Source organism: Bordetella flabilis (genome assembly GCF_001676725.1).
In the GTDB taxonomy this organism is placed as follows: domain Bacteria; phylum Pseudomonadota; class Gammaproteobacteria; order Burkholderiales; family Burkholderiaceae_B; genus Bordetella_C; species Bordetella_C flabilis.
Genome location: NZ_CP016172.1, coordinates 4,941,351 through 4,955,471, shown reverse-complemented (window position 1 = coordinate 4,955,471; position 14,121 = coordinate 4,941,351). Strand labels below are relative to the sequence as shown.

13 protein-coding genes are annotated in these 14,121 nt (G+C 67.6%); 4 read left to right on the top strand and 9 right to left on the bottom strand.

Annotated features, from left to right (window positions below; translation table 11 throughout):
* The first annotated feature begins 116 nt into the window (after window positions 1-116).
* The gene (locus BAU07_RS22090) at window positions 117-1,106 is read left to right on the top strand and encodes a Bug family tripartite tricarboxylate transporter substrate binding protein (RefSeq protein WP_066662549.1); all 990 of its coding nucleotides are present in this window, start codon (window positions 117-119) and stop codon (window positions 1,104-1,106) included.
* Window positions 1,107-1,180: 74 nt separating this feature from the next.
* On the opposite strand, the gene BAU07_RS22085 is transcribed toward BAU07_RS22090, so the two are convergent.
* The 5 genes from BAU07_RS22085 to dctP all read right to left on the bottom strand — a co-directional run bounded on the left by BAU07_RS22085 (window position 1,181) and on the right by dctP (window position 7,231).
* On the bottom strand, window positions 1,181-2,011 hold the full coding sequence (locus BAU07_RS22085) for an amidohydrolase family protein (RefSeq protein WP_066662546.1): 831 nt from the start codon (window positions 2,009-2,011) through the stop codon (window positions 1,181-1,183).
* Window positions 2,012-2,110: 99 nt separating this feature from the next.
* Window positions 2,111-3,103, bottom strand: coding sequence for an NAD(P)-dependent oxidoreductase (locus tag BAU07_RS22080; RefSeq protein ID WP_066662543.1), 993 nt, complete (start codon window positions 3,101-3,103; stop codon window positions 2,111-2,113).
* Window positions 3,100-4,191, bottom strand: coding sequence for a LacI family DNA-binding transcriptional regulator (locus tag BAU07_RS22075; RefSeq protein ID WP_066662540.1), 1,092 nt, complete (start codon window positions 4,189-4,191; stop codon window positions 3,100-3,102). The genes BAU07_RS22080 and BAU07_RS22075 overlap by 4 nt, the downstream gene beginning before the upstream one ends.
* A 9-nt stretch (window positions 4,192-4,200) precedes the next feature.
* Complete coding sequence (locus BAU07_RS22070; RefSeq protein ID WP_066662533.1) at window positions 4,201-6,102, bottom strand: TRAP transporter large permease; 1,902 nt, start codon at window positions 6,100-6,102, stop codon at window positions 4,201-4,203.
* Between the two features lie 100 nt (window positions 6,103-6,202).
* A complete protein-coding gene (dctP, locus tag BAU07_RS22065) occupies window positions 6,203-7,231 on the bottom strand; it encodes a TRAP transporter substrate-binding protein DctP (RefSeq protein ID WP_335617527.1) in 1,029 nt (342 codons plus the stop codon).
* Window positions 7,232-7,584: 353 nt separating this feature from the next.
* Between dctP and BAU07_RS22060 the strand changes: the two genes are divergently transcribed.
* On the top strand, window positions 7,585-8,616 hold the full coding sequence (locus BAU07_RS22060; protein ID WP_066662531.1) for a glycosyltransferase family 2 protein: 1,032 nt from the start codon (window positions 7,585-7,587) through the stop codon (window positions 8,614-8,616).
* Between the two features lie 27 nt (window positions 8,617-8,643).
* On the top strand, window positions 8,644-10,215 hold the full coding sequence (locus BAU07_RS22055; protein ID WP_157122393.1) for an ArnT family glycosyltransferase: 1,572 nt from the start codon (window positions 8,644-8,646) through the stop codon (window positions 10,213-10,215).
* Here the strand turns inward: BAU07_RS22055 and BAU07_RS27745 are convergent.
* Window positions 10,175-10,801, bottom strand: coding sequence for a GtrA family protein (locus tag BAU07_RS27745; protein WP_335617526.1), 627 nt, complete (start codon window positions 10,799-10,801; stop codon window positions 10,175-10,177). The two genes, BAU07_RS22055 and BAU07_RS27745, sit on opposite strands and share 41 nt — an antisense overlap.
* Between BAU07_RS27745 and BAU07_RS22045 the strand changes: the two genes are divergently transcribed.
* Window positions 10,685-11,440 carry a ChbG/HpnK family deacetylase gene (locus BAU07_RS22045; protein ID WP_335617525.1) on the top strand — a complete coding sequence of 252 codons (756 nt, stop codon included), beginning with the start codon at window positions 10,685-10,687 and terminating at the stop codon, window positions 11,438-11,440. The genes BAU07_RS27745 and BAU07_RS22045 overlap by 117 nt on opposite strands.
* 9 nt (window positions 11,441-11,449) lie before the next feature.
* Here the strand turns inward: BAU07_RS22045 and BAU07_RS22040 are convergent, their stop codons facing one another.
* From BAU07_RS22040 to BAU07_RS22030, 3 genes are all read right to left on the bottom strand, one after another.
* Window positions 11,450-12,100 carry a GntR family transcriptional regulator gene (locus BAU07_RS22040; protein WP_066662527.1) on the bottom strand — a complete coding sequence of 217 codons (651 nt, stop codon included), beginning with the start codon at window positions 12,098-12,100 and terminating at the stop codon, window positions 11,450-11,452.
* A gap of 43 nt (window positions 12,101-12,143) precedes the next feature.
* Entirely contained in the window at window positions 12,144-13,055 is a 912-nt protein-coding gene (locus BAU07_RS22035; protein ID WP_066662524.1) for a dihydrodipicolinate synthase family protein, read from the bottom strand.
* A 66-nt stretch (window positions 13,056-13,121) separates the two neighbouring features.
* Window positions 13,122-14,078: an alpha/beta hydrolase gene (locus BAU07_RS22030; RefSeq protein WP_084025916.1), complete on the bottom strand. Its 957-nt coding sequence runs from the start codon at window positions 14,076-14,078 to the stop codon at window positions 13,122-13,124.
* Window positions 14,079-14,121 lie beyond the last annotated feature (43 nt).

Sequence of the window (14,121 nt, the reverse complement as noted above, 5' to 3'; positions counted from 1 at the left end):
GTACGCAGTACGCAGACCGTAAGCAGAAAGGCAGCCGCGGCAGCGCGGCCCCGGGGGAGCCACCGTCGGGGCGATCGGCGATCGTCCCATCCAATCCGATAGAACAGGGGAAAGTCATGCACCGTCGTACCGTCGTGAAGGCGCTCGTCGCCTTGCCCGCCTTGTCCGTGTTTCGTCCCGCGCTGGCGCAGGGCGCATACCCGGAAGGACCCGTCCGTGTCGTCGTGCCATTCCCGCCGGGCAGCGCGGTGGACATCGTCACCCGCATCACCGCGCAGGCCATGTCGGACGTGCACGGCTACAACATGGTCGTCGAGAACAAGGCCGGCGCCAGCGGGGTGATCGGACTGCAATATGCGCTGACCAGGAAGGCCGACGGCTACACCCTGATCGGCGGTGGGCTTGGCACCATCCTGCCCATTGCCACGATGACGGACTTGCCCATCGATATCGCCAAGTCCATCGTTCCCATCGCCCAGGTGGCCGACTTCGCCAACGTCATCGTCGTGGGCCAGAACTCCCCCTACACGAACCTGCAGCAGCTGCTCGACGCCGCGCGCAAGTCGACCGACCGGCCGTTCACATGCGGCGCCAATGACCGTGGCAGCTCGCCACACCTGGCGACGGAACTGTTCATGATGCGTACCGGCATCAAGATGACCTACGTGCCTTACCGCGGCCCGAACGAGATCGTGGTGGACGTGGTGAACGGCGGCCTGGATCTCGGCATCAGCAGCCTGCCTTCGTATGTGTCATTGATACGCGCCGGCCGGCTGCGCGCGTTGGCGGTGACCAGCCGCCAACGCTCCAAGCACCTGCCCGACGTGCCCACCGTCGAAGAGAGCGGCATCAGGGACTTCAACGTCAGCAGCTGGCTGGGCCTGTACGGCCTGCCGGGCACACCGCCCAAAGTCATCGATAAAGTGGCCGGCGACGTGGTCTCCGCCATGCGCGATCCGAAGATGGCGAGCAAGATCGAAGGGGCCGGATTCGAGGCCACCGTCCTGGGCAGCGCAGAGTTCGCGGCGCTCAGCGGCTCGGAGATCGTTCGCTGGACCGAAGTGGCGAGCAGGATCGGCCTGCAGCGCAGCTACGGGAAGGTCTAGAACCCGCCGCCAAGGTCCATGGTGACGTGGCGGCAGGTCGCCGCGTCGCGCGGCGTGTGTGGGGAGCCGGCTGCTCAGAACCCATACAGCTGCGCCGGATTGTCCACCAGGATCTTGCGTCGCGAGGCTTCGTCCGGCACCCAGTGCAGCAGCATGTCGAGCATCGCCGCGTTGTCCGGACGGTCCGCGCGGCCCGGGTGGGGATAATTGCTGGCCCAAAGGCAGCGGTCCGGATAGCCCGACGCCAGGGCCCGGGCCAGCGCGCTCACATCGTCGTAGCGCGGCGGCCCCACCTGCGAGGTTTCGTAGGGCGCGGAAAGCTTTACCCATACGTTGCCCGTGTCCAGCAGCCGCAGCAGCGCCTGGAAGCCGGGGTGCGAGGTCGGCACGGGCGTCAGGAACTTGCCGTTGTGGTCGATGCTGACGCGGCACGGCAGGTCGCGCAACCGTGCCGCGTGGTCGGCCAGTTCGCGGCCGTCCAGTTGCAGGTTGATGACCCAGCCCAGGTCGGCGATGCGGCGCGCCATGGGCGCCAGCATGTCCCATTGCATCAGGCCGCCGCTGTTGGGCAGCATCATGAACCGTACGCCGCGTACGCCGGCGGCATGCAGCGACTGCAGTTCCGCCTCCGGCGTGTCGACCGGCAGCGTCGCGATCATGCGGGCCGTTCCCTGCGCTTGCGCCAGCGCGTCCAGCGCGCAGCGGTTGTCGAAGCCATAACCGGTGGCCTGGACGATCAATGCCCGTTCCAGTCCAAGCGCCTGCCGCACCTGCAGGTAGTCATCCCAGGATGCCTGCGGCGGCGGGAAGGTGGCGGTGGGCGCCAGGGGATAGCGGGTCAGTTCGTAGACGTGCATGTGGCAATCGCAGGCCCCGGGGGGCGCTTCAAGTATCGGCGTGTTCATCGCGACTTTCCTCCTCGGTGTTCGATGTGCCCGGTCATGGGCAAAGGCTGTCGGCAGCGTCTGTCTTTATCGGCTCGCGGTATCGACGCGGGTGACCGGCTACCGGGCCAGCCGGCGCAGCCGCGTGGCCTGCTCCGGGTTGACCGCATACGGCGGCATGTCGCCCGCGAGGATGGCGCGGACCTGTTGCACGCTGTCCATGGCCTGGTGCTCGGCCGCCTGCGGTGTCAGGCCGCCGATGTGCGGAGTGGCGATCACCCGCGGATGCGCCGCCAGCCAGGGGGAGGGCATCTGGTCTGCCGCGCGGCCTACATCCAGCGCGCAAGCCGCGATCACGCCGCTGTCCAGGGCTTCGCGCAGGGCCTGCTCGTCGACCAGTTCGCCCCGCGACGCATTGATGAAGACTGCATCGCCCTTCATGCGGCTGAACGCCTCCCGGCCCATGAGGTTCGCCGTTTCGGGCAGGGCGGGAGCAAGGCAAACCACGTAGTCGGATTCCGCCAACAGGGTGTGCAGGGCGACCTGCCGCATGCCTTCCGGCAGGGACTGTGGCGCGGGGTCGTGGACCAGGACCCGCATGCCGAACGCCAGGGTCAACCGCGCCAGGTAGCGGCCGATATGGCCGTGGCCGATGATGCCCACGGTGGCGCCGCGCAACTCGCGCCCCATGGCCACCTGCGCGGGCCGGTGCTGCCAGTAGGCCGCGGCCGCCTGGCTGATATGGCGGCTGGCGTCCACCATGACGCCGATGATCCATTCGGACACCGAGGCATCGAAGCCCGGTGTCGCGCGCGTCACCAGCACGCCGTTGCGGCTGGCGGCGTCGACGTCGATATTGCGGATATCCACCGCCACACGGCAGTAGGCGACCAGGTCGGGCAGGGCATCGAAGACCGCGGCGGGCGCGGCGGCCAGCCGGCTGGACACCACGATGCGGCAGCCCTGCGCCAGGCGGATCAGTTGCTCCGGCGTGCCCGGATCGGGGCCGGGATTCAGGCGGACTTCCCCGAGCGCGCGCAGCGCTGCCAGGGCGCGATCGCCGTAATAGTTGGCCAGCGCCTGCGGGGAATGCGTCAACAGTATGGTGGTCATGCGTGGGGTTTCCGTGGGGACCGGGCGCGGGGACGCGCGGATGCTGCGGCGGGCGTCGGAGACGCCACCGATTGCCTTTCGATGAGCCGGGGCTGGAACAACACTTCCCGCGCGGGCAGCTCGGGTTGCGCCAGGCGTTCGACGACCATGGCGACCATGGCCTGCGCCATCTGCGCGCTGGGCATTTCCACCGTGGTCAGGGGCGGATTGGCGTAGGCCGTCATGACCAGGTTGTCCATGCCGATGACGGAGACATCGCCGGGGACGGCCAGGCCGGCCTGGCGCAGTCCGGCCATCAGCCCCAGGGCCATCATGTCATTGATGGCGATGATGCCGGTGGGGCGGTCCTTCATGGCGGCGATGCGGCCGGCCATGGCGTAGCCGACGTCGGCCAGGTGCGAATCGCCGTAGCCCGGGCCTGTCGCGCCCTCGATGACCCGCACGCCATCGGCCAGGCCGGCATCGCGCGCCGCTTCCAGGAAGCCGTCGCGCTTGAGCGAGCGGCTGACCGTCTTGATGTCCGGTGTGGCGAGCGCCAGCCTGCGGTGGCCGTGCGCGGCGAGGTGCTGGACCGCCAGCCGCGACGCCAGGCGGTTATCCGGCGACACATGGTCGATGCGCGAACGCGCGTCGCCATCGCCGCCGCGGTCATAGCTGACCACGGCCAGGCCGCGCGCGATGGCGGCTTCCAGATGGTCTTCGTCGGTGCGCGACGAGGCCAGGATGACGCCGCGCACTCCCAGGGCCATGAGGTCCTGGAAAGTGCGCGATTCCTGCTCGCGATCGCGGTGGGTGTTGCCCAGCAGCACGCGGTAGCCATGGGCGTCGCGCGCGGCGGCCTCGACATGGACGGCCAGCTCGCCGAACATCGGGTTGGCGGTGGAGGGCACCAGCAGACCGATCAGCGGGGCATGGCCGGTCTTGAGCTGGCGCGCGACCAGGTTCGGCCGGTAGCCCAGTTCGCGGATGGCGTCCTCCACGCGCTGGTAGGTATCGCGGCTGAGCCGGTCGGTCCGGCCATTCAGCACATTGGAAACCGAACTGACCGAAACGCCGGCCAGCGCGGCCACATCCTGGATCGTTGTCATTGCGTCTACTCAAGCCATGTTCATCAGGCGGGGCACCCACAGGCTGATCGCGGGCACGAAGATGAGCACTATAAGCATGATTACGAGCAGGACGAGGTATTTGACCATCGGTCGCGATACCTGTTCGACGCGCGTGCCGGTCATCGCGCAGGTGGCGAACAGGCCCAGGCCGAACGGCGGGCTGAACAGCCCCAGTCCCATGGCGATCACCACCACGGTGCCGAAGTGCAGCGGATGCACGCCGACCTGCTGGGCGATAGGCGTGAGCAGCGGCCCGAAGATGATGAGGGCTGGCGCGCCTTCGAGGATGGCGCCGAACACCACCATCAGCAGGGCGGACACCAGGATGAAGGCGGTGCTGCCGTAGTTGTGCGCCAGCTGCGTCATGGTGTCGGAGAGAAAGCCCGGCAATTGCTGCACCGTCAGCGCGAAGGCCACGCTGGAGGCCGCGGCGATGATGAACAGGATGCCCCCGGCCATGGCCGCGGCGCGCACGAACAGGGCGACGATGGCGCGCAGCGTCAGTTCGCGGAAGGCCAGGGCGCCGGCGCCCAGCGCATAGACGACCGCGAAGGCCGATACCTCGGTCGAGGTCGCGACGCCGGATGTCACGCCCTTGCCTATCATGCCCACCATGACCAGCGCGATGACAGCGCCGCCCAGCAACTGCGGCCAGGGCATGCGCACCGGGAAGGCACGGCGTGGATCGATCTTCCTGCCGAAGTAGATGGCCATGGCGGACAGGCCCGTGGCGAGCACGGCGGCCGGCACCAGGCCGGCCAGGAACAGCCCGCCTATGGAGATATTCGCGACGAAGCCCAGGATGATGAGGTTGACGCAGGGGGGGATCGTCTCGGCCATGACGGCGGAGCAGGCCAGCACCGCGGCGGTTTCGTTGACGTCCTGCTCGGTGCGTCGCACCGCCGGCACCACGATGCCGCCCACCGCCGCGATGTCCGCCAGCTTGGACCCCGATACGCCGGAGAAGAAGGCCGTGGCCAAGATCGTGATGAGATTCATCGAGCCACGCACCCGCCCGAACATCCGCACCAGCAGCTCGATGAGCCGCGTCGACATGCCGTTGGCCTCCATGACCAGGCCGGCCAGCACGAAGAAGGGAATGGCGAGCAGCACGAAGTGGTCCATCCCGGCCATGACCTGCTGCGAATAGATGATCAGCGGCAGGGTAGGCTCGGCCAGGAAGTACACCAGCGCCGACAGGGCCAGTACGAAGGCGATCGGCACCCCGGCGAGCAGGCTGCCCAGGAAAGCCAGCGTGAGCAGCAGCCAGGGCCTGATGGCCCAGGCTTCGGGCAGGTAGCTGTTCCAGGCCCACACGGCCACGCACAGCGCGATGGCCGCGGCCAGGGTCGTCCAGGTGGCGCGCCGCGCACCGCTGACGGCGTTGGCGATCCCCACGACGGTCATGACCAGGGCGCCGAGGAAGACCGGCAGCACGCTGAGCCATTGGGGCGACCCGATGGGCGTGGTCACATTCACGGAGTCGAGCAGCAGCTCCCATGACGAATAGCACAGCGCGCCGGAGACCCCGGCGACCGCCCAGCCGCCCAGCTGCACGGCCGGCTCGCGCCACGCCGCCGGCAACAGCCCGCGGAAGACCTCGATGCCGACGTGCTGGCGCCGCGCCAGCACCGTGGCGCCGCCCAGGAATACCAGCGTCACCATGAGCCCGCGCGCGGCTTCCTCGGCCCAATCCACCGGGCTGTGCAGGAAGTAGCGCAGGATCACCGAGACGAAGACTACGCCGACGTCCACGGCCAGGACCGCGCCGCAGAAATATTCGATGAAGGTGCAAAGCCGGTCCAGCCACGGCCATAGCCGCGCCGTGCCGTCATGGCCGGCCTGCGGGTGGGCGGCTGCGCCGGTCCCCGTCATTACATGTGCATTCATGCTGTCATCCCTGCCGCCAGGGCGGCATCGTGCCGGCGCATCCGGCGGGCATGGCGTTGCCGCGCATGCCGTCGCGCGTGGTCCGGCTGTCGGAGGGCGCTCAGGCGCGCGACTGGTTGATGATGTCGAGCATGGGCTTGGTGACCGGATACTGCGCCGTCACGCCGGGCCACAGCTTGTCTTCCATCGTCTGGCGGATCCGCTGGCGTTCGGCGGGGTCCATGGGGTGGAACTGGATGCCACCCTTCTGCAATGCCGCAAGGGCTTCGGTGCCCTTGCTGCCGGCCACCTGGCGCTGGTATTGGGAGGCCTCGGTGGCCGCCTTCAGGAAGGCCGGCGCCAGGTCCTTGGGGAGCTTGCTCATGCCGCGCTTGCCGATGGCCGTGATGGACGGGCTGAACAGGTGGTTGGTGAGCCAGCAGTTGGTGACCACCTCGTTGAACTTGCTCGACAGCACCGTGGCCGCGTCGTGCTCGAAACCGTCAACCACGCCGGTCTGCACCGCCGTGTACAGCTCATTGATCGGGATCGGCGTCGGAATGGCGCCCATCAGCTTGAAGGTCTCGACGAAGATGGGCGTGGGCAGTACGCGCAATTTGACGTTCTTCAGGTCGGCGTCGTGCTCGACCACTTTCTTGGTGTAGACGCTGCGTGCATTGAAGTGGTTGCCCCATCCAATGAAGGTGCAGCCCGTGCGCGCCTGCAGCAGCTTGTTGAACTGCTCGCCCACGCCCGCGTCGACCGACTTGTTTACGTGGTCCCAGCTGTCGAAGACGAAGCCCATGTCCAGCAAGGCAAGCTCCGGCAGTGCCGTGGCCCAGATGGAGCTGCCCGTGATCATCATGTCTATGGACCCAAGCCTGACCTGCTGCACCACGTCCGACTCCTTCCCGAGTTGTCCATTCGGGAAGATGTCGACGCGAATGCGGTCGCCCACGGACTGCTTGAGATCCGCGGCGAAGCGCTCGTACCAGATGTACTGGGCCGAATTCTGGTCGGCGGGCTGCGAAATGGAGCAGCGCAGCGCGACGGTGGCGGGCGCGGCCATCAGCCGCGGCGCGGCGAGGGCAACGCCGGCGCCGGCCGTGGTCTTGAGGAAAGTGCGGCGGGAAAGGGCAGGCAGGGTCATTGTCTTGTCTCCGTTATAGGTGTAGTAGAACGATTTAGTAAATCGTTCTACCTATGCTAGGACGTTTGGCCGCTATTTACAATACCGACCCGTCCTGAAGCGGGATCCCTTACGGGGCGGAGGCGCGCGGGACATCATGCCGGCCGGCGGGCAGGCGTGCGTCGCCACCGGCGAACCGGCACGGCGCCACAACGCGCTCGATGCTCCAAAGCGGTGCATGGCGGGCGCATCACGGCGCCGCGCCGCGCGGGCGCCGATTGCAAGGGTCGGGTCCGACTTCGTTTTCATTTCATGAAAATTCGACGGCGGGGGGCCGATACTGCGTCGCAGCAGTTCCCTACTCTGCGATTGCCATGCATATTGAAGCCCGCTCCGAAGCGTTCGCGCCGCGCACGCTTACCACCGAAACACTATCCCGCAAGGCCGATCCCCAGGACATCCGCATTTCCTGCGTGGTGCCCTGCCTGAACGAGCGGGACAACCTGCGCGTGCTGTTGCCCGCGCTGCTCGCCATGCTGGGTCGGCTATGCACGTCCTGGGAAGTCATCGTCACCGACGACGGCAGCACCGACGGTACGCCGGAACTGATGCGCGAATGGTCGGCGATCGACGGCTTCCGCTATATCCAGCTGTCGCGCAACTTCGGCAAGGAAGCCGCGCTGAGCGCGGGCCTGGAAGCTTCGACCGGCGACGTGGTCATCTGCCTGGACGCCGATATGCAGCATCCGCCGGCGCTTATCCCCGAGATGCTGGCGCGCTGGCGGGCGGGCGCCGACATGGTTTATGCCGTCCGTCAGCACCGCGAGTCGGAACATTGGCTCAAGCGTACTGGCGCCAATCTTTTCTATCGCCTGTTGAGCGAAGGCCGCGGCGTGGAAGTGCCTGCGCATGCGGGCGACTTCCGCCTCATGGACCGCCGGGTGGTGCAGGCCCTCAATGCGCTGCCCGAACGCACGCGCTTCATGAAAGGACTGTATGCGTGGGTCGGTTTCCGCGCCGAAGCGCTGCCGTACACGCCGGCCGAGCGGATACACGGCGACAGTCGCTTCAACGGCAGGCAGCTCTTCAAGCTGGCGTTCGCCGGGCTGACGGCGTTCACCACCTGGCCGCTGCGCATGGTGACGGTGCTCGGCTTCGTGTTCGCCCTGATGTCCTTCGCCTATGGCTGTTACCTGGTGGTGGACTACTGGGTCGATGGCAACGCCGTCTCCGGCTGGACCACCATCGTCACCGCATTGCTGTTCTTCGCGGGCATCAACCTGCTGTCGCTTGGCGTCGTGGGCGAGTATGTCGGCCGCATCTTCGACGAGGTCAAAGGCCGGCCCCTGTACGTGGTGCGCGAGCAGCACGGCAAGGTATTCACAGAAAAAAACCTCACCAAGTAAATGACTTCTACTGTCGCGGGAAGCTGGATGCGCCGTCTGCAGGCGCCGTCCAGGAACTGGCTTTTCCTGTTCACCGGTATCTGGCTGGCCTGGCTTTCGTGGCTGCGGCCCATGACGCTGCCCGACGAAGGCCGCTATGCCGGCGTGGCGTGGGAGATGCTGCGTGCCGGCGAGCATGGCGTGCCGCTGCTCAACGGCCTGCCGTTCTTCCACAAGCCGCCGCTGTACTACTGGCTGGCCGAAGCTTCGTTCAGCGTCTTCGGGGTGCATCCATGGGCGGCGCGCGTGCCCTCGTGGCTGGCCGCCTGGGCCGCCGCCGTCGCGCTGTACGCCTTCATGCGCCGCTATCGCGGCGCCGGGACGGCGACGGTGGCCTTGCTGGTGCTGGTGACGCAGCCCTTCTTCTACGGCGGATCGCAATTCGCCAATCTGGACATGCTGGTCGCCGGCATGATCACCCTGACGACGCTGGCCGGCGCCGACACGGTACTGCGCGCCACGCGCGGCGAACCGTACCGCGCGATGTCGGTCGCGACAGGGGTCCTGGCCGCTCTCGGCGTGTTGTCCAAGGGGCTGATCGGCATGGTGCTGCCCGGCGGTATCCTGCTGCTGTGGATCGTGCTGCTGCGCCGCTGGCGCGGTTTGGGGGCGCTGCTATGGCCCCCGGCCATCGTGGCGTTTCTGGCGGTGTGCCTGCCGTGGTTCTGGGTGGTGCAGAAAGACTATCCCGGGTTCTTTCATTATTTCTTTGTCTACCAGCAGTTCGACCGCTTCGCCGAAGCGACCTTCAACAACCGCCAGCCCTTCTGGTTCTATCTGCCCGTGGTGGCGGGCCTGGCGCTGCCGTGGACATTCTGGCTGGGCGGCGTGTTCCGCAAGGTTTTCTGGGTGGACCGCGCTACCGACGCGCATGCCCTGCGCGTCCTGATGGCGGTGTGGATCGCGATCGTGCTGGTGTTCTTTTCGATTCCGGCTTCCAAGCTGATCGGCTATGTGCTGCCGACACTGCCGCCCCTGGCCGCGCTGGTCGCCGAAGTGATCGTCGCCGCCCTGGCCGGCCAGGACGCGGAAAACGCGCGGCGCAGCTATCGCAGCTCCCTGGTCGCGGCCGTCGCGGTCTGCCTGTTGGCGACGGGGCTCTCGACCATCTACGCACGGCCGAATGCCGCGCCCCTGGCACGGCGCGCCGCGGCGGACTTCCGCGCCGGCGACCAGGTGGTGATGCTGCACGCCTATTCGTATGATCTGCCGATGGCGCTGCGCGACCCGCGCCCCGCATGGGTGGTCGACAACTGGGACAACCCGGAGATCCCCTTGCGCGACAACTGGCGCAAGGAGCTCTATGACGCCGGGCAATTCCGTCCCGAGGTAATGCGGCGCACGCTGATCTCGCCCGATGAGTTGCAGGCGCGCCTGTGCGCCGCGCCGGCGGATCGGACCTTCTGGTTCTGGGGCAACCCGGAAGACGACCAGGAGCAATACGGCGCCTTGCGCGGCGTGCCGACCTATGCCGTGAGCGGCAAGCGCGCGCTATGGCGCGTCGTTCCGAACCAGGCATTCAAGTCGCAGCATTGCGGCGGAATGCCCAGAACCGACTGAACAGGAAGGTGAGCACGGCAATGGCCAACAGCACCAGCGCGAGCAGGACGTCGTACCGCAAGGCCGTACGATGCAGCAGCCAGGCGTATGTCAGCTCATTGATGGCGAACCCACCGGCGGAGATGCAGAAAAAACGCACGGCCGCCACATGCCACGCGCCCGCCTGGTGGCGGAAAGTGAGCAGATAATGACCGCTGAAGGACACGCAGAAAGCCACCAGCCAGCCCAGGACGTTCGCCAGCAATGGCCGGGCATCCATCGCTTCGACGCACGCCACGACCACCAGCCAGTGGGTGGCGGCGGCTGCGCAGCCAACGGCGATGAACCAGCTGAGTTGGCGGATCAGGGACCGCATTCGAAGACATCCATGGAAACGGGTTCGGGTGGACCGGCGGAGGTGGGTGCCGGGGTCAGGCGCATTGTCGTATGCGCCGACGATTTTGGCATGAACACGGCGATCAACGATGGCGTGATTGCGCTCGCGCACGCTGGCCGCCTCAGCGCCGTCGCGTGCCTGAGCCACGCACCTTCCTTCCGCCAGGATGCGCCGCGGTTGCGGCAGGCCGATGTGGATACCGGCGTGCATTTGAATTTCACCGAGGCGCTGGGCGAGTCCGGGCTTTATCTGCCGCTGCCGCGCCTGATCGCGTGTGCCTATGCGCATGTGCTGGATGCCGGCCGCATCACCCGGCAGATCGACCGCCAGCTCGACGCCTTCGAATCGGCAATGGGCCGCGCGCCCGACTTCATCGACGGCCACCAGCACGTCCACCAGTTGCCGCAGATCCGCAGCGCGCTGCTGGCCGTGGTGGCGCGGCGCTATACCGGCAAGGGCCCGTGGCTGCGGTGCACGGTGCCGGGGCGGCTGGATGGCCTGCCCGAGGCCTTGCGGCGCAAGGCGCGAATCATCGGCGCGCTGGGCGCCGGCGCCTTCGCCAGGGCGGCGGGCGCAGCCGGCCTCCGCACCAATCGGCGGCTGCTGGGCGTCTACGATTTCCAGGGCGGCGCGCAGGCCTACGATGGCCTGCTCAAACTATGGCTGCGCAATGCCTGCGACGGCGACCTGCTGATGTGCCATCCCGCGTTGCCCGCGGCCGGCGGGCGCGGCATGGCGGCGCAACGCGGCGCCGAATACCAGGTCCTGTCCGGCCCGGGGCTGGCGGAATGGCTGCTGCGCAACCGCCTGCGTATCGCACGCTATGCCGCGAACCGGGATGCGGACTGACCCCCGGACCTACGCGTCGATCACCTTGCGCGCGAACGCTTCCAGATAGTCCATCAATGCGTTGGCGCCGCCCAATGCGGCGTGCTCGTCGCCGCTGGCGATGCCTTCCGCCATGGCCATGTGGAGCCGGGCGCCTTCGTTGACATCCCCTTCATGCTGGTAGGCGTACCAGAAGCGGCGGCACTGGATAAGCAGCGGGGTGACGGCCGTCACCGCCGATACGTTGCGGCAGGCGTCATGGCAGGCGTGGTCCAGCATCTGGTCCGCCTGCATGTAGTCGTCCAGGTTGCCGCTCGTGGCGGCGCGCATCATATGCCGCGCACAGTCGACAATGCCGTGCCGCTGCGGCGGCGTGGCACGCCGCGCCGCCGACGTCGCGATCAAGTGCTCCAGCGACCTGCGGGTCTGCAGCAGGTCCAGGTAGTCGGACAACTCGACGTTGGACACGCGCAGCCCGCGCCGGGGTTCCTGCGTGATCAGGCCGGCGCTCACCATGCGCAGCAGGGCTTCCCGCAACGGCGTGCGGCCCAGGCCGGTCCGCTGCACCAGGTCGGCCTCGACCACGGGGCTGCCCGGCAGCAGCTGCAGCGTGGCGATCATGCTTTCGATGATGTCGTAGGCGACGTCGGCGGCCCGCCGCTTCGGTACGGCGCCGGTCATGCGCGAAGCTCCCGCGGCAAGCGCAGCGGTACGTGGCGCACGCTCATTGCGAACGATAAGCCTGCGGCCGGCTTTCCAGCGCGGCCCTGACGATGGCCTCCACGCGGGCCCGTTCCTCGCCGGCCAGCGGCAGGCGAGGGCGCCGGACATGCTCGTTGCCGACGCCCGCCATGGCTTCGGCCAGTTTGATGTTCTGCACCAGTTTGGTCGATACATCCAGATGCAGCAGGGGGGTGAACCACTGGTAGAGCTTGAGCGCCTGCGCCCACTCGCCGGCCTTCATCAGGTCGTAGAGCGCGACGGTCTCGCGCGGGAAGGCCGTGACCAGGCCCGCCAGCAAGCCGTCTGCGCCCAGCGCGAGCGCCTCGAACGAAAGGTCGTCCACCCCGATGAACAACTGGTAGCGCGTGCCGAGCGCATTGCGCAGGTCGGTAATGCGGCGGATGTTGTCCGTGCTTTCCTTGATGGCGGCCAGCCATTCGCAGTCGGCCAACTGGGCCATGTCCTCCGGTTTCAGGTCGACCCGGTAGGCCACGGGATTGTTGTAGATCATGCACGGCTTGCGGGCGGCTTCGGCGATGGTGCGCACGTTCTGCATGGCCTCGCGCGCATCGGCGACATACAGCACCGAAGGCATGACCATGAAGCCGTCCACGCCCAGGTCCACCGCGGCCTTGACGTAGCGCAGCGCATCCCGCGTGCTGGTTTCCGAAACGTTGGCCAGTACCGGAATGCGGCTTCCGGAGACTTCGACGGCGGTCCTGGCCACCGCCAGTTTTTCTTCCATGGACAGCGTGCTGGCCTCGCCGAGGGATCCGCAGGTCACCATCCCGTGCACGCCGTTGTCGATCAGGAAGCTGAAATGCCGGCGCATTTCATCATGGTCCAGCGATTCGTCTTCATGGAACTTCGTGGTGACGGCGGGAAAGACCCCTTGCCAGCGCGTACGGTTCAACGTCTTCTCCTTGGAGAGGGCGCGGCTCGCGCGCCGATGGGGCAGTCTAATGGCTGCTTAATATATTTACAACGGCTCCGCTCCGCCCGGGGCGCCGGTCCGCGCGTCCACCGGCGCGCGCTGCGGCATGGGAGCGCCATGGTAGGCGGCGATGGCGTCGCGCACGAAGGACTCCACCGCTTCCTGGTAGACCGGACCGCTGCGCACGGCCCCGGAATGCGAGGCGCCGTCGATCTTCACCAGCCGCTTCAGGTTCGGCGCCACCCGCTGCGCCGCCGCGAAGAGCTGGTCGCTCATGGTGTGGGGGACCACGCGGTCGTTCGTGCCATGCAGGAAGAGCACCGGCGTGGTCAGGTCGGTGAGCTTGTCCACCGAATCGAATGGCTGCGTGACGAGCAGGCTGGCGCCTGGAACCCATCCCCATTCCAGCGTGCCCAGCATGGCGGCAATGCTGGTGAAGCTGGACTCCACGATCAGGCCCGCGAAACGCGGGGCGTCCTTGCGCGATGCCAGGTCGATGGCGACGGCGCCGCCCAGGCTATGGCCATAGACGAAGCGGCGCGCGGGGTCCGGCTGGCGGCGCGCCAGTTCCTGCATGGCGGCGGCCGCGTCTTCGCCGGCCGTTTCTTCCGATGGCAGCAGGCGGGTGGAGTCGCCGAATCCGCGGTAATCGATTGCCAGCACCGAATAGCCCATGCGAGTCCAGCTGGCCATGCGAAAGGCGCTGCCGTTCAGGTTCCAGCGGGCGCCATGCAGGTAGAGTACGGTCGGCGCGCCGGGCGTGGGGCTTTGCCAGTACCAGGTACGCACATGCTGCCCCGGCGCGACCGGCAGGTCGAAGACCTCCGTGCCTTCCGGCGGCTCGCTGAACCAGCGCTGGTCGCCGTGGGCAGGCGAGAAGATCGCTTCCCGCTGCCAGGCATCCAGCCGCGTGCAGCCCACTACCGCGCAGGTCGCCACCAGCGCGGCGGCGATGGCGCGGCGCATGTGGAGACGGATGGGCAGGCGGGGAAGCGTCGGCATGGCGTATAGACCGCCGGCCGGGAGCCCGGTTCCCGGGGCTTGT